We start from the raw sequence: 15,866 nt of genomic DNA, 5'->3' as shown, positions 1-15,866 counted from the left end.
GAAGGACGGGGAGAAATGAAGCAACACCCGATTTAGGCGCGACCGCGCGGCCGCGCAACCACTCGAACCCGTCTTGATGTCACCTCGTCGGCATGCGAGATGCTAAAGCTGTCCCCATACGGTCAGCCGCACATGCCCGCAGTCACATCCTTCCGGACGGTCCGATGAACACGGTGATCGAAACGACGGCCGAGCCCGATCCGCGGGAACTCGCCTTTCTGGGAGAGCGCCTCGCGGCCTTCAACGACGGCGATGTGGGACCGTCGCAAAAGAAGCCGCTCGCCGTCTTCGTGCGCGGCGAGGACGGCACGATCCTGGCCGGCATTTCGGGCTACACGGCCTGGGGCTGGCTCTACGTGCAGTGGCTCTGGGTCGATGAAAAACTGCGCGGTCAAGGCATGGCCGGCAGGATGCTGCAGGCGGCGGAAAAGGAGTCCGTTGCAAGAGGTTGCCACGGTGCCTTCATCGACACCTTCAACCCGAAAGCCGCGAAAACCTATCGGCGCCAGGGCTACGAACCCTTCGGCGAGCTTCAGGACTTCCCGATGGGCCGGAGCCGCATCTTTCTTCAGAAGAAGTTGACGGGCTGATCTATCCCGCGATTCGCCCACCGCGCATCGGCTCGGGGACGCCGGTCGTGCCGGGGAAGCTGATCGGTAGGCCACGCAGCACGCGCACGGCGAGAAACGCGAAGCACTGCGCCTCCACCGCGTCGCCGCTCCACCCCAGCGCTTCCGCCGGCACGGCCTCCACGCCGGTCCGGCTTGCAAGCATCGCCATGATGGTCGGGTTGTGCCGGCCGCCGCCGCTCACCACCAGCCGCTTCGGCCGGCGCGGCAGGAGATCAAGCCCCTTGCCCACGGCGGAAGCCGTGAAGGCCGCGAGCGTCGCCGCGCCATCCTCGGCGCCGAGCCCCTCCGCCATCTCCGCCCCGAAATCGAAACGGTCGAGCGACTTGGGATAGGGTGCTGAAAGGTAGGGATGTTCGAGCAGCTTGGCGAGCCGCGCCTCGTCCACCTTTCCCGCCGCCGAGATCGCGCCGTCGCGGTCCATCTCGCCGAGACCCTTCGTCTTGATGAAGTCGTTGAGCGGCGCATTGGCCGGCCCGGTATCAAAGGCCACGAAATCGTCGCCCCCGCCCCACCAGGTGACATTCGCGACGCCGCCCAGATTGAGGATCGCGGTGTCACCGTCGCCGCCGACATCCGAGCTCCGCAGCATCGCCACGTGGTAGGAAGCCGAAAGCGGTGCCCCCTGCCCGCCTGCCTGCATGTCGGCGGTGCGGAAGTCGTAGACCACCTTCGTGCCGAGCAGCGAATGCATGAGCTCGCCGTCACCGAGCTGCCGCGTCTGGCCGAGCCTGCCCTTCTGCGGAGCGCGGTGCAGCACTGTCTGGCCATGGAAGCCCACCACGCCGATCTCGCTCATGCGCATGCCGTAACTCTCGACCAGCTCCTTCACCGCCGCGGACTGGGCACGGGTCAGCGCCTCCTCTGCCTCGCGGAAGATCGCGGGCTCGGGGCCTTCGAAATTCCACACCCGCGCCTGCCGCAGCGTCTCCTCCAGGAGAGACCGGATCGCCTGCGGATAGGGCGCCAGCGTGTAGGTTCCGTAATCCTGGATCCGCTCGCCATCGGTCTTGATCAGCGCCACATCGATGTTGCCGTCGAGCACCGTGCCGGTCATCAGGCCCACGGCCCAGATTGGTTCCATGATCAGAATCCTGCGTTGATGAGGTCGCCCACCGCCTGGCGGAGCGAGAGGATGCCGCTGTCGAAATGTCGCGTCGGATGGACCCGGTTGGTAAGCAGCGTCCAGGCCCTGCCCTTGTCGAAGTCGATCCAGAGCCCGGTACCGGTGAAGCCGGTATGCCCGATCGTCTCCGGGCCGCAGAGATTACCACCGGACCAGCCTTCGTAGGGCCGCTCCCAGCCGTGGGTGCGGGTCTGGGACAGGGGCGTGCGCATCAGTTCTACCGCGCGCTTTGAGGCACCGCCGCCATCGAGCAAGCCTTGCGCGAAATCGAGAACCGCTGCCGCCGGCCCGAAGAGGCCCGCATGGCCGGAGCCTTGCAAGGCAAAGCAGTTCTCGTCATGCACCTCGCCGGAAAGCACACGCCCGCGCCAGGTGCAGTGCTCGGTCGCCGCCGCCTTGTCGGGATCGGCGGAAAAGGCGAAGCCCGGGCCCGGTTCCATCTGCCGGATCGTCTTCCCCGAAATCCGCTCCAGCGCGATGCCGAGCAGGATGAAATTGATATCGGAATAGACGGGAGGCCCGGCCCGCCATTCCCGCTGCAGGACGAAGGCGCGCAACAGGTTCGGATCCTGCCCATAGGTATAGATCGGCTCGACCGCGGGAAACGGCGTCTGATGCCCCAGGCACTGGCGGAAGGTAACCTTCCGCTCCCATGCGTTCTGATCGTATTGCCGCAGGTCCGGCATCACCGAGATGAGCGGAGCGTCGAGATCGATCTCCCCTTCATCCGCAAGCGCCAGGATGCGCGGCGCCGTGAAGACGACCTTCGTCAGCGAGGCGAGGTCGAAAATCGTGTCCGCCTGCATCGGCCGCACCTTCGGCACGCGCTGCGCGAGACCCGCCGCGCGCACGGCCCGCCCGCGGTTGCGCTCCACGATACCGAGCACGCCTCCGGGAATGCGGCGGGTTGCGACCGCCTCTTCCAGCGGCTGGAACGCATGGTCGATGAGCCGGGCGAGTTCCGGTGAGGAAGCCTGCTGCTCGCCGCCTTTGCTCATTCCGGTCTCCTAGGCATCCGCCCGGACCCGGTGATCGGGCCCGCATTCCTTCCAGGCGGCAAGTTCGGGCTCGAAGCCCAATGGGCGCATGAGCGACGGCACCTGGCGCGTATCCAGTTCAAAGTGTTCGCGGCGGCGGTCGATGGTGGGAACCGCCGAGATCAGCTTCTTCGTATAAGGATGCTGCGGCTCGGACAATACCGACGCCGCATCGCCGATCTCGACGATCTGGCCGTCATAGATGACGGCGACGCGATGCGCGATCCGCTCCACCACGGCCATGTCGTGCGAGATGAAGAGATAGGCAAGCCGATATTCACGCTGTAAGTCGACGAGCAGTTCCAGCACCTTCGCCTGCACCGAGACGTCGAGCGCGGAGACCGCCTCGTCCAGGACGACGACGGAGGGATTGACCATCAGCGCCCGTGCGATGCAGAGCCTCTGCCGCTGACCGCCCGAGAACTGGTGCGGATAGCGCTCGAGGCTGTTCTCCGGCAGGCCCACGCGCTTGAGCAGCATGGCCATACGTTCCCGCGTCTTCCCATCCGCACGCCCGCCCGCCGCGATCACCGGCTCCGCGAGGATGCTCTCCACCGCGAGCCGGGGATTGAGCGAGGCATAGGGGTTCTGGAACACCATCTGGACCGGCCGCCGGCTTTGCCCCGCGGATGCCTCCCGTGCGCCCGCGGCAAACGTGCCCCGCGTCGGATGCACCAGCCCGAGAATGGCGCGCGCGGTGGTGGACTTGCCGGACCCGCTCTCGCCCACGATCGCCAGCGTCTCGCCCGGCATCAGATCGAAATCCACGCCGTCGACCGCGTGGACCGCACCAGTCGCCCGGCCGAAGAATCCGCCCTTCACCGGAAAGCGCACGACGAGGCCATCCACCTCCAGCGCCGGCTCCGCCGCCTTTTCACGCGTACCATCCGAACGCACCGCCTGCCCGCGCGAGAAATGCGGCACCGCGTGCAGCAGGTGCTTCGTATAGGGGTGATGCGGTCGGTCGAGGATCTGGTCCAAATGCCCCTGCTCCACCGCCTGGCCGTCCTGCATCACCATCACTTTGTCGGCGATGCCGGCGACGAGGCCGATATCGTGCGTGATGAAGATCATCGACATGCCCGTCTCCTGCTTCAACTCGGCAAGGAGGGCCATGATCTGCGCCTGCACCGTCACGTCGAGCGCCGTGGTCGGCTCGTCGGCGATCAGAAGGCGCGGGTTGCAGGCAAGGGCGGTGGCGATCATCACGCGCTGCAGCATCCCGCCCGAAAGCTGGTTCGGGCAGTATTTCATTCGTCGCTCCGCATCGGGGATGCGCACGCGGTCGAGCGCGTCCTTGGCCGCGGCCTTCGCCTGCCGCCCGGTGAGGCCGTGATGCAGGCGGAAGGATTCCTCGATCTGCGTGCCGATGGTCAGCACCGGGTTGAGCGAGGTCATCGGCTCCTGGAAGATCATGCCGATCTCCGCACCCCGGATCTTCGTGAGTTCCGGTTCCGCCGCGGTCGCGAGGTCGATCGCGTTGCCATCCGCCCGCTTGAAGTCGATCGAGCCGCCGAGGATGCGCCCGCCGCCGAAATCGACCAGCCGGTTGATCGAGAGTGCGGTGACGGACTTGCCCGAACCGCTCTCGCCCACGATGGCGAGCGTCTCTCCGGGCGCGACGTCGAAGCTCACTCCGTGAACGACCTCGTTCTCCTCCGGCTTGCGGCCAAAGCCCACACGCAGGTTTGATACCGAAAGAAGCGGCGTCATGCCATCGCCCTCCGCGTCTTCGGGTCGAGAATGTCGCGCAGCGCATCGCCCAGAAGATTGAAGCCAAGGATGCTGATCATGATGGCAAGGCCCGGAAAGATCATCAGCCAGGGCGCGGTCTCCATGAGGTTGCGGCTGTCGCTCAGCATGAGGCCGAGCGAAGAGGCCGGCGGCTGAGTACCGAGCCCGAGGAAGCTCAGGCCCGCCTCGGTGAGCAGCGCCCATGCGAGCGCGAGCGTCACCTGCACCGTCAGCGGCGCGACGAGATTGAGGAGCAGGTGGTGTGTGAGGATGTAGCTCCGGCTGCTCCCGAAGGTGCGCGCCGCATCCACGAAGTCGCGCGCCTTGAGCGAAAGCGCGGGCCCGCGCACCACGCGCGTGAAGATCGGGGTGTAGACGATGCCGATGGCCGCAACGCTGGTCCAGGTGCCCGGCCCGACGATGGCGACGATGAGCAGCGCAAGCAGGATCGCCGGAAAGGCGAGCAACACGTCCATGATGCGCATCACGAGGCCGTCCCACCGGCCGCCGAGCCAGGCCGCAAAGAGTCCGAGCACGGTACCGGCGAGCGCGGCGACAGCGACCGAGAGGAATCCCACGGTGAAGGACTGTGCAATTCCCTCCATGAGCCGGCTCGCTACGTCCCGGCCGAAGAGGTCCGTGCCCATCCAGTAGACGGCGCTCGGCGGATGCAGCCGGTCGATCCGGTACTGCATCAGCGGGTCGTGGGGCGTGATCCCCAGCATGGCGAGCACGGCGACAGCCAAATAGACGAGCACGATGGCCCCGCCGATCCTGCCGCTGGTGTGAGAAAAAATCGCCTTAAGCATACGCATCAGCGTTCACCCAGCCGGATGCGCGGATCGAGCGCCACATAGGCGAGGTCGACCAGGAGATTGACGATCATGAAGTTGAAGGCGATGAACAGCACGCACCCCTGCACCAGCGCATAGTCGCGCTGCAGGATCGCATCGAGCACCACGCGCCCGAGGCCAGGCAGCGCATAGATCTGCTCGACGATGACGGCGCCGCCGAGCAGATAGCCGAACTCGATGCCGCTCAGCGTCACCACCGGGATCAGCGCATTGGGAAAGGCGTGCCGCCAGATGACCCCGCGAGCGGAAACGCCCCTGCTGCGTGCGGTCCGGACATAGTCTTCGTTGAGCACGTCGAGCATGGCCGAACGCGATACGCGCGTCACGGAAGCGGCAAAGGCGAAGCCGAGCGTGATCGCCGGGAGGATGAGCTGGCTCAGGTTGCGCAGCGGGTCCTCCCAGAGAGGTGCGAACTCCCCCATGGCGGGCAGGATGCCGAAGCCGGCGGAAAGCATGTAGATCAGCAGCAGGCCGAACACGAAATTCGGCGTCGACTGCCCGACCATGGCGATGATGCGCACGCCGAGATCGGACGGCCTCTCGTTGCGCGTCGCCGCGAATATGCCGGCCGGGATTCCCATGAGCAGAGCAATGAACATCGAAAGCAGCGCGAGTTCCAGCGTCAGTGGGAAACGCTGCAGGATCACGTCCAGCACCGGCTTGCCATAGGTGACCGAGATGCCCATGTCGCCCTGGAGCAGGCCGGTTACCCAGCGCCAGTATTGCACGAGCCAGGGCTGGTCGATGCCGAAATAGGCCGCCAGCGCATCGCGCTGCGCCGGCGTCAGCAGCCCCGCCTCCGTGCCCAGCATCGCCGTGATGGAATCGCCCGGCACCAGCCGGATGGCGACGAAGACGAGCACGGACACGCCAATGAGCACGAGGGGGAACGCCGCCAGGCGGCGTGCCAGATAGTTCATGCGATGCACCTCATGCGCATGCTGGAGTTTCCGAAACTGCCCCGGTTACTGCCCGATCGTCACCTTGCTGAGGCCGAACAGGGTGCCCGTCGGGCTCGGCTCGAAGCCTTGCACGGTCTTCTGCTGCGCGGTGTAGCCGTAGGAGGTGTAGAGCCAGATCCACGGCGAGACCTCCGCCAGGTGCTTCTCGAAGTCGGCGAAGATCGCCTTGCGCTTCTCCGGATCGGTCTCTTCGCGCCCCTGCTGCATAAGGCTGTCCAGCGTGTCGTCGATATAGTTGGCGACGTGCTGCAGGTTGCCGGATTTCGTCCAGTAGCGGTTATACATGGTGTAGGGGTCCGCCCGGCCGCCATTGAGCGCCACCGCCATGTCGAAATCGCCCTTCAGCCATGTGTCAACATACACGTTGAGCTCCATCATCCTGATGTCCAGGTCGATGCCGATCTCGGCGAGCTGCGACTGGATGACCTGCGCCTCCGCCGCCGCCGTGGGCGGCTCGCCGGTGGCCGCGATCACGGTGGCCGAGAAGCCGTCCGCATGGCCGGCGTCTGCCATCAGCTTCTTCGCCTTCTCGATGTCGCGTTCGTAGCAGAAAAGCTCTTTCGGATCGGTTGCATAGGCCGGGATCGTCAGCGGCCCCGTGACCTTGCCCTCGCCCAGCGAGGCCGTGTCGAGCACCTCCTGCCGGTCGATGGCGCAGGAGATCGCCTGCCGCACGCCGAGCTCCGTCATCGGCGAGCGCGAGGGGTTGAGCTGCAGCACGTGATAGGCCAGCACCGGCGCGCGGTTGAGCTGCAGGCTCGCCTCGCGCGGCACCAGCGTGGCCACCAGCGGATCGTTCAACAGCGCGAAATCGATCTGGCCGGCGCGCATCGCGGCCAGGATCGCCGTCTCGTCGGGAAGCACGCTGATATTGATCCCGTCGATGCCGACCGTACCGCCCGCCCATTCCTCGTTGGCGTCGAGCACCGCCTTGGAATTCGGGTCCCATTCATCGAGCTTGAACGGACCGGACCCGACGGTCTCCGTGCCGATCGAGCCCGCTTCGACTTCGCTGGCAGGGACGATGGCCGCGTTGATGTCGCTCATCGCCGTCAGGATCGGCGCGTCCGGCTGCGACAGCTTGAAGACGACCGTGCCTTCGTCCGGCGTCTCGATGCCCTCTATCGAAAGGAAGTTCGCGCGCGCCACCGCGCCCGTCGCTTCGTCCAGGATGCGCTCGAACGAGACTTTCACGTCGGCGGCGGTCACCGCCGCGCCGTTGTGGAACTTGGCGTCGGGGTCGAGCTTGAAGGTCAATTCCCTGCCGTCGGCCGAGAACTCCCATGATTCCGCGATCGCCGGGCCGATCTGGAGATCGGCGTCAAGCCGCACCAACGGCTCATAGACGAGTTCCAGGAGCCGCAGCGAGGGGAAGGCCGTCTGCTTGTGCGGGTCGAGGCCGGTCGCATCCTGCGCCCAGGCCATGCGCAGCGTCGCGGCATTGGCGGTCGCCGAAACCGCCGCCGTGCCGAGCATCGCCGCAACGGCGATGCCGCGAATGAACTTTGTCATAAGGTGGCGTGTCATTTCTGTCTCTCTCCCCTTCTGGATCGAACTTTTCGTCTACGTTCCGCCGGGCCGGCCTCGGCCCTCTTATCAATGATTGGGCGGCGTCACACCGCCTTTGTCGCCGATCGCCCTGCGGAGAAAGCCTCCCGCATTCCTGAGCGTCTCCTGCGCTTCGTCAGGCCCCATGCCGGTCATGACCACCAGGATGGCCAGCTTCACGTCGTTGCCGGTCCGGGCGAGCGCCTGCCTTGCCTCTTCCGCCGTGCAGCCGGCCGCCTGCATGACGATGCGGATGGCCCGAGCAACCAGCTTCCGGTTGCTCGGATTCACGTCCACCATCAGGTTCTGGTAGCTCTTGCCGATGCGGATCATGCTCGCCGTCGACAGCATGTTGAGCACAAGTTTCTGCGCCGTGCCCGACTTCAGCCGCGTCGAGCCCGTCAGGGCCTCCGGCCCCACCACCGGCGAGATGGCGATGTCGGCAATGCCGGCGATGATCGAGGCTGGATTGCAGGAAAGGGCAACCGTGGTCGCCCCGATCTGCTTGGCATAGCCCAGCCCGCCGATCACATAGGGCGTGCGTCCGCTCACCGCGATGCCGACCACCACGTCGTCCGCCCTCAGCCCGATCTGCCGCAGCGCCTCGGCCCCCTCTTCCGTGTCGTCCTCGGCGCCTTCTATGGAACGGACCAGTGCCTCGGGACCGCCCGCGATCAGGCCGACGACCATCTCCTCCGGCACGCCGAAAGTGGGCGGACATTCCGACGCGTCGAGAACCCCCAGCCGGCCGCTCGTGCCGGCGCCCATATAGATGAGCCGCGCCCCCTTCTGGAACGCTCCGACGATCCGATCGACCGCAGCGGCAACGTCCGGAATCACTTTCTCAACGGCCTCGGCGACAGCCTTGTCTTCATTGTTGATTTTGCGCAGGACCTCGACGGTCGGCAACAGGTCGATATCCATCGTCCTGGGGTTCCGGCCCTCCGAAACAAGCCGTTCCAGCTCGGATATCAATCCCTGTTCGGTCATCTGCTCGCTCTCAGGAAACTGCCGCTGTTTGGACGGCTCCCGCAGGCCGGCCCCGCGGTCTCTTTCCATTTTGTTAAGATTCTAGAATTTTCCATTCACAACGTCAACCGAAATTAGGAATATAATATTCCTATTTTCTCGCCATCTGCGCTTTCCGACCGTACTCCGGAGTCAGGCTGCGGAACTGCTCGAAGGCGCCGTAGATCTCCTCGCGAGGATGATCGCTCCAGAAACGGCATCGCCGTCGGCCGGTTTCAAGCGCCGGCGCACGTCGGGTGCGAGCCAGGGCTCGATCGGGCTTGCCAGGCCGCCCAGCAAGGTCAAGCGCGGCGCCCCCTTCTCGAAGAGCACGCGCACCAGCGTATCGATCTGTTCGGCGGCAGCTTGCACGATCCGCCGCCCTGCCGGATCGCCCTGGTCCGCATGGCGCAGCACCATGGGAGCAAGGGACGCATAATCAGTGGCCGTGGCGCGGTCCATCCAAGCCACCGCTTCCATCGGGTCGTTCCGGAACCGCTGCATGACCTCCGCCAGCAGCGGCGTCTTCTCGTGGCGGCCGTCATGGGCGCGCAGCGCAAGCTGCACGGCTTTCAGCCCCAGATCCGCCCCGCTCCCCTCGTCCGAGATCGGGAAACCGTAGCCGCCCACCCTCAATTCCCGCCCGTCGACGACGCCGAGGCCGATGGAGCCTGTCCCTGCGATGACGATAGCGCCGTCCTCGCCCGAATGTGCGCCGAGGCAGGCGGCCATGCCGTCGCTGACGAAATCCATTTTTGCAAAGGGGTGGGCGATCGCGCGCAGCGCCTCCAGCGCACTCTTCCGCCCGGTCCCGGCAAGGCCGATCCCCGCATGGATCCGGCCGGTCTCGGCGGGTCCGAGCCCCGCCTCCTCGATCGCCGCGCCGAAGGCGCGTGAGACCGACGCCCACGCTTCCTCGATACCGAGGCGTGTCGTGGCCGGTCCCGAAAGCCCCTGTCCCAGCACCGCGCCTGCCTCGTCTTCGATGCGCGCCCGGCAACCGGTCCCGCCGCCGTCGACGCCGAGGAAGTAGCGCGGTTTTCGGCCGGTGCTCATGCGCTGATCCGCTCGATCTCCGCCCCGCACATGCGCAGCTTGCGGTCCAGCTGCTCATAGCCGCGGTCGAGGTGGTAGACCCGGTTGACGATCGTCTCGCCCTCCGACACGAGGCCCGCCAGCACCAGCGACACGGAAGCCCGCAGATCCGTCGCCATCACCTGCGCCCCTTTCAGTGAGGCACCTCCGCGCACCAGCGCGGTCGTGCCCTGCAGCGTGATGTTGGCGCCGAGCCGCATCAGTTCGGGCACATGCATGAAGCGGTTCTCGAACACCGTCTCCCGCAGGAGCGCGGCGCCCTCCGCGCAGCACATCAGCGCCATGAACTGCGCCTGCAGGTCGGTCGGGAAACCCGGATAAGGCTCGGTCGTAAGGTCCGCGGCCCTGAGCGGCCCGTCCCGCGACACCATCAGCCCACGGTCGCCAGGCCAGACGCTGACGCCGGCCACCTCCAGAAGTTGCACCACGGAGGCCATGTGCTCCAGCCGGGCGCCGATCAGTTCGAGCTGCCCGCCGGTGATGGCCGCCGCCACAGCATAGGTGCCGGCTTCGATCCGGTCCGGGATGATGGTGTGGGTCGCGGCGCGCCAGCTCCGGCCGCCATTGATGAGGATGCGGTGTGTCCCCGCGCCCTCGATCTCCGCGCCCATCGCGTTGAGACAGGCGGCAAGGTCCGCCACCTCCGGCTCCCGCGCCGCGTTTAGGATCTCCGTCTCGCCCTTGGCACATGTCGCCGCCATCATCGCGGTCTCGGTCGCGCCGACGGATGGCGAACTGAGCACGATGCGCGTGCCGGTCAGCCCCTGCGGAGCAGACGCCACGATGTGCCCGCTCTCGATCGCGATATCGGCCCCGAGCGCCGCCAGCGCCTTCACATGCATGTCGACGGGCCGGGCCCCGATCGCGCAGCCGCCTGGCATCGAGACCCGCGCATGGCCGAAACGGGCAAGCAGCGGCGCAAGCACCAGCAGCGTCGCCCGCATGCGCCGCACCGTGTCATAGGACGTCTCCTTGGAAACGGCCTCGCCGGCATCGATGGTCGCGGCATGCGGCGAACGCTCGACCTTGGCGCCGTGCAGTTCCACCACGCCCAGCATGTTCTCGACGTCGGTCACGGCGGGCAGGTTCGCAATCGCCAGCGGATAGGGGCTGAGCAGCGCGGCCGCAATCTGCGGCAACGCGGCGTTCTTCGCCCCCGCGATCGTCACTGCGCCCTGGAGCCTTTGTCCGCCGACGATCCGCAATCTGTCCATGGCCCGGAACCCGATATTCGTGAAGATCCGAAAGTCGATCATTCATTCTTCACTGTCAACAAGGATTGGAATAATCTATTCCTCCACCGCCGGCCCATCAAGCAAGGGAAACGCATGTCCGTTCTGAGAAAGATCAGCGCCAAGCTGGACGACATGACGCCCGCCGATCGGCAGATCGGACAGTTCATCCTCGACAATCCCGACCAGATGCTGCGTCTCTCTTCGACTGCGCTTGCCGCCGTGACCGGCCGCAGCCAGTCGAGCGTCGTGAAGTTCAGCCAGAAGCTCGGCTATGGCAGCTACCAGGCGCTGAAGCTCGCCGTCAGCGAGGCCAAGGCCCAGGAATGGCAGGTGCCCGCCGGCATGATCCACGGCACGATCGAGATCGGCGACAGCTACGTGACCATCCTGCAGAAACTGGTCGGCTCCAAGCTCCAGTCCATGCAGCAGACGGTGGCGGCCAACAACGAGCGGGATATCGGCCGCGTGCTGGAACGGCTGGACAAGGCGCGCCGCATCCATCTGGCGGGCGTCGGCGCGTCCTCACTGGTCGCCCGCGATTTCACCTACAAGCTTGCGAAGCTCGGCCGCAACGTGCTGCACGACAGCGACAGCCATGTGCAGATGGCGAACGCCTCGGCGCTGGGCGCGGAGGACGTGCTGTTCGCGCTCTCCCATTCGGGCACGAGCACCGAGACCCTGCGCATCGCCGAGCTCGCGCGGCGACGCGGCACGACCGTGATCGCCGTCACGGGGCTGCAGGACAATCCCTTGAGCCGCATCGCCGACATCTGCCTCCACACGGTGGCCGATGAAGAGCGCGTCCGCTCCTCTTCCATCACGGCCCGCGACGCGCAGCTCACCCTGACGGACCTCCTCTTCATCCTGCTGGTGCAGCGCCAGCCCGACGCCAACGACTACATCCACTACAGTGAAGCGGCGGTGTCCGTCCTGAAGGCGGAGTGACCGCGCAGGGCTGCCGCAGCCGCTCAAATCGGCAGGGCGCTGTTTTCCTTCAGCGTCTGGAGCGCGATGGCGGTCTTCACATGCTGGACCGATTCGTGCGGCAGCAGGACCTCGTTCACGAAATCCGATAGCGACTTCAGATCAGGCGTGACGACCTTCAGGATGTAATCCATCTCGCCCGTCAGCGCATACGCCTCCTGGATTTCGGGCAGCCGCGAGACAAGCTCCGCGAACCGGCGCGCATTGTCGCGGTTGTGCGTGGCGAGCGTCACCGAGATGATGTTGACCAGCGAGAGACCGAGCCTGTCCCTGTCCAGGATCGCCCGATAGCCTTTGATGATCCCCTCCTCCTCGAGCTTCTGCCGGCGCCTGGAGCATTGGGACGCCGAAAGGTTCACGCGCTCGGAAAGATCGTTGTTGGTGAGCCGCGCATCCTCCTGCAGCAGCGATAGCATCTTGCGATCATACCCGTCGAGTTGCGCCATATCCGCCATTTTCCATCTCATTATGCAAAAACCGTGCGCCAGAAAGCCATTCTCCGCCGGCAAACGCAAGCACGCTGTATGCCCCGCCGGCTATAATGTCTTCCGAGCCAGGAACCAGGGAGAAACAGAATGGGACCGTTCCCGCATGACGCGCCGCCCGCCACCATAAGCCCGGAAAACCCGGCGGGAACCGACGGCTTCGAATTCGTGGAATTCGCGCATTCCGAACCCGGCGAGCTGGCGGATCTCTTCGCCCGGATGGGGTATACGCCCGTGGCACGCCACCGCAGCAAGGACATCACCGTCTGGCGCCAGGGCGACATCAATTACATCGTGAATGCCGAGCCGGGCTCTCACGCCGCCCGTTTCTTGGAGGAGCACGGCCCTTGCGCACCGTCCATGGCCTGGCGCGTCGTGGATGCGAAACACGCCTTCGACCACGCGGTGTCCAAAGGCGCCGAGCCCTACAGCGGTGACGACAAGACGCTCGACGTGCCCGCCATTGTCGGCATCGGCGGCTCGCTCATCTACTTCGTCGGGACATATGGCGCCAAAGGCTCGGCCTACGATGCCGAGTTCGAATGGCTCGGTGAACGCAATCCGAGGCCGGAGGGCGTCGGCTTCTACTTTCTCGACCACCTCACCCACAACGTCTATCGCGGCAATATGGACAAGTGGTGGGCCTTCTACCGCGAGCTCTTCGGCTTCAGGCAGATCCATTATTTCGACATCGACGGGCGCATCACCGGCCTCGTGAGCCGCGCCATCACCTCGCCCTGCGGGAAGATCCGCATCCCCCTCAACGAATCCAAGGACGAGACCAGCCAGATCGTCGAATACCTGAAGAAGTACAAGGGCGAAGGCATCCAGCACATCGCGGTCGGCACCGAGGGGATCTACGATGCCACAGACCGGCTGGCGGACAACGGGCTCAAATTCATGCCGGGCCCGCCGGACATCTATTACGAAAAATCGTTCGATCGCGTGAACGGCCACCAGGAGCCGATCGAGCGCATGAAGAAGCACGGGATTCTGATCGACGGCGAAGGCGTGGTGAACGGCGGCATGACGAAGATCCTGCTGCAGATCTTCTCCAAGACCGTGATCGGCCCCATCTTCTTCGAGTTCATCCAGCGAAAGGGCGACGAAGGTTTCGGCGAAGGCAATTTCCGCGCACTCTTCGAATCCATCGAGGAAGACCAGATCCGGCGCGGCGTGCTCAAAGCCGCCGGATAGCTGCGTCCTCCACCCAAAACACGCCTGCACCTTCTCCAGCGCCCGGGGCGGCGGATCGCCCCGGGCGATTGCGTGCCTGCATCGCGGCGCGATTGCCGGCGTGGTGATTTTTTTCGAAACGCATTTGCCGGTGCGGCAACGAAATGGCACATGCTACGTTGCTGATGGCCTCATCAACGAAGCTCCTGATGTTCACCCTGCCGCAAATCCTCTCTTTCACCGTGATTGCCCTGGCCATGGCTGCCTTCGTCTGGGGCCGGTTCCGTTACGATCTCATCGGCGCGCTCGCCCTTCTCGCGGCTATGGCCGTCGGGGTCGTCCCCTTGGACCAGGCGTTCAGGGGCTTCAGCGACGATATCGTCATCATCGTCGGCAGCGCGCTTCTGGTCAGCGCAGGCGTCGCCCGCAGCGGCATCCTGGAACTGACGATTCATCGCTATGCGCCCAAGGTCACCACGGTGCGTGCGCAGGTGGCCCTGCTCGTCCTCACCGTCGCCTTCATGTCCGCCTTCGTGAAGAATATCGGCGCCGTGGCGATCATGATCCCGGTGGCGTTCCAGTTCGCGCGCCGCTCCCGCGTCTCCGCCTCCACCTTCCTCATGCCCATGGCCTTCGCCTCGCTCCTGGGCGGGCTGATGACGCAGATCGGCACCTCGCCCAACATCCTGGTGTCGCGCCTGCGCGGGGACCTCACGGGTGAGCCCTTCACCATGTTCGATTTCACGCCCGTGGGCCTCACGCTCACCCTTGCGGGCTCCGTCTTCCTCATCCTCTTCTACTGGCTCCTGCCGCATCGCGAACGCAAGGACACCTCCCTGCAGCAGGCCATCGTCATCAAGAATTACGTGGCCGAGGCCCGGGTGGCGAAGGACTCCACGGTGATGAACAGGACCCTGGGGGATCTTCTGAAGATATCGGCGGGCGACGTCGCGATCACGAATGTGCTGCGTGCCGACGGCGTGCGGATCGCACCCTTGCCGGATGCGACATTGCGCGAGGGCGACATCCTGCTGATGGAAGGCGAGCACGAGGCGCTCGACCGCCTCGTCGCCCAGGCGAAGCTCAGGCTGTCCAGCGACAGGGGGGTGGCGGATGGCGGCGAGCCCGGCTTCGAAATCACCGCCATCGAGGCCGTGGTGGGCGAGAATTCGAGCCTCATCGGCTGGTCGGCGCAGGCCCTCCTGCTTCACGACCGCTTCAATGTGAACCTGTTGGCGGTGAGCCGCCAGGGCGAGCGGCTCAACCAGCGCGTGGGCACCGTCACGCTGCGCCTGGGCGACGTGGTCGTGCTTCAGGGCAGCCAGAAATCCCTGCCGGAATTCCTGCGTGATTTCGGCCTGCTGCCGCTTGCCGAGCGGCCCCTGCTCCTGGGCAGCGTGCGGCGCGGCGTGGTGCCGATCATCATCCTCGCGGCGGCGATGGCGGCCACGGCCATGGGTGCTGTCCCCGTTACCGTCGCCTTCTTTGCCGCCGCCGTCATGATGATTCTGTTCCGGGTCATCCCCGCGCGCAACGTCTATTCGGCAATGGACGGTCCGATTCTCGTGATGCTGGCCACGCTCATCCCCGTCAGCGAATCGTTGCGCACCACGGGCGCCACCGACGTCATCGCCGCCTACCTCGCCCAGCTCGGTACGCTCCTGCCGAGCTATGGCGCGCTGGCGCTCATCATGGTGGCCGCCATGGCGGTCACGCCCTTCCTCAACAATGCCGCCGCGGTGCTCGTCATGGCGCCCATCGCAGCCGGCTTCGCCACCACGCTCGGCTACAAGCCGGAAGCCTTCCTGATGGCCGTGGCCATCGGCGCGGGCTGCGATTTCCTCACGCCGATCGGGCACCAGTGCAACACGCTGGTGATGGGTCCCGGCGGCTATCAGTTCTCCGATTACCCCCGCCTCGGCCTGCCCCTTTCCCTGCTCGTGATCCTCGTGGCCGTGCCGACACTGATGATCGTCTGGCCGCTGCACTGATC

Annotated in this window: 14 protein-coding genes; 4 read left to right on the top strand and 10 right to left on the bottom strand. The window is 65.7% G+C overall.

Annotated features, from left to right (window positions below):
* Window positions 1-164 precede the first annotated feature (164 nt).
* A complete protein-coding gene (locus PVE73_RS10135) occupies window positions 165-590 on the top strand; it encodes a GNAT family N-acetyltransferase (protein ID WP_277366818.1) in 426 nt (141 codons plus the stop codon).
* A gap of 1 nt (window position 591) precedes the next feature.
* On the opposite strand, the gene PVE73_RS10130 is transcribed toward PVE73_RS10135, so the two are convergent.
* From PVE73_RS10130 to murA, 9 genes are all read right to left on the bottom strand, one after another.
* Window positions 592-1,713, bottom strand: a complete 1,122-nt coding sequence (locus PVE73_RS10130) for an anhydro-N-acetylmuramic acid kinase (protein ID WP_277366817.1) — start codon at window positions 1,711-1,713, stop codon at window positions 592-594.
* 2 nt (window positions 1,714-1,715) lie between these two features.
* Complete coding sequence (locus PVE73_RS10125) at window positions 1,716-2,753, bottom strand: serine hydrolase (protein WP_277366816.1); 1,038 nt, start codon at window positions 2,751-2,753, stop codon at window positions 1,716-1,718.
* A 9-nt stretch (window positions 2,754-2,762) separates the two neighbouring features.
* Window positions 2,763-4,505 carry an ABC transporter ATP-binding protein gene (locus PVE73_RS10120; RefSeq protein WP_277366815.1) on the bottom strand — a complete coding sequence of 581 codons (1,743 nt, stop codon included), beginning with the start codon at window positions 4,503-4,505 and terminating at the stop codon, window positions 2,763-2,765.
* Entirely contained in the window at window positions 4,502-5,341 is an 840-nt protein-coding gene (locus PVE73_RS10115; RefSeq protein WP_277366814.1) for an ABC transporter permease, read from the bottom strand. The genes PVE73_RS10120 and PVE73_RS10115 overlap by 4 nt, the downstream gene beginning before the upstream one ends.
* On the bottom strand, window positions 5,341-6,300 hold the full coding sequence (locus tag PVE73_RS10110) for an ABC transporter permease (RefSeq protein ID WP_277366813.1): 960 nt from the start codon (window positions 6,298-6,300) through the stop codon (window positions 5,341-5,343). The genes PVE73_RS10115 and PVE73_RS10110 overlap by 1 nt, the downstream gene beginning before the upstream one ends.
* Before the next feature lie 45 nt (window positions 6,301-6,345).
* Complete coding sequence (locus PVE73_RS10105; RefSeq protein ID WP_277366812.1) at window positions 6,346-7,869, bottom strand: ABC transporter substrate-binding protein; 1,524 nt, start codon at window positions 7,867-7,869, stop codon at window positions 6,346-6,348.
* A gap of 69 nt (window positions 7,870-7,938) precedes the next feature.
* Window positions 7,939-8,880 carry an N-acetylmuramic acid 6-phosphate etherase gene (murQ, locus tag PVE73_RS10100; RefSeq protein ID WP_277366811.1) on the bottom strand — a complete coding sequence of 314 codons (942 nt, stop codon included), beginning with the start codon at window positions 8,878-8,880 and terminating at the stop codon, window positions 7,939-7,941.
* A 171-nt stretch (window positions 8,881-9,051) separates the two neighbouring features.
* Complete coding sequence (locus PVE73_RS10095) at window positions 9,052-9,954, bottom strand: N-acetylglucosamine kinase (protein ID WP_277366810.1); 903 nt, start codon at window positions 9,952-9,954, stop codon at window positions 9,052-9,054.
* Entirely contained in the window at window positions 9,951-11,207 is a 1,257-nt protein-coding gene (murA, locus tag PVE73_RS10090; protein WP_277367407.1) for a UDP-N-acetylglucosamine 1-carboxyvinyltransferase, read from the bottom strand. Before murA ends, PVE73_RS10095 begins: the two co-directional genes overlap by 4 nt.
* A 114-nt stretch (window positions 11,208-11,321) precedes the next feature.
* On the opposite strand from murA, the gene PVE73_RS10085 reads away from it, so the two are divergent.
* Window positions 11,322-12,173 (top strand): MurR/RpiR family transcriptional regulator, encoded by an 852-nt coding sequence (locus PVE73_RS10085; protein WP_277366809.1) that lies wholly within the window; start codon window positions 11,322-11,324, stop codon window positions 12,171-12,173.
* A 23-nt stretch (window positions 12,174-12,196) separates the two neighbouring features.
* On the opposite strand, the gene PVE73_RS10080 is transcribed toward PVE73_RS10085, so the two are convergent.
* Window positions 12,197-12,667: an Lrp/AsnC family transcriptional regulator gene (locus PVE73_RS10080; RefSeq protein ID WP_277366808.1), complete on the bottom strand. Its 471-nt coding sequence runs from the start codon at window positions 12,665-12,667 to the stop codon at window positions 12,197-12,199.
* Between the two features lie 120 nt (window positions 12,668-12,787).
* Between PVE73_RS10080 and hppD the strand changes: the two genes are divergently transcribed.
* Together hppD and PVE73_RS10070 are read left to right on the top strand one after the other, a co-directional pair.
* Window positions 12,788-13,894, top strand: coding sequence for a 4-hydroxyphenylpyruvate dioxygenase (gene hppD / locus PVE73_RS10075; protein ID WP_277366807.1), 1,107 nt, complete (start codon window positions 12,788-12,790; stop codon window positions 13,892-13,894).
* Between the two features lie 188 nt (window positions 13,895-14,082).
* Window positions 14,083-15,864 carry an SLC13 family permease gene (locus tag PVE73_RS10070; RefSeq protein ID WP_277367406.1) on the top strand — a complete coding sequence of 594 codons (1,782 nt, stop codon included), beginning with the start codon at window positions 14,083-14,085 and terminating at the stop codon, window positions 15,862-15,864.
* Window positions 15,865-15,866 lie beyond the last annotated feature (2 nt).

The organism is Chelativorans sp. AA-79, from assembly GCF_029457495.1.
Taxonomy (GTDB): Bacteria; Pseudomonadota; Alphaproteobacteria; order Rhizobiales; family Rhizobiaceae; genus Chelativorans.
Note: the sequence above shows the minus strand (reverse complement) of the source record. Positions and strands in the feature narration are given on the sequence as shown.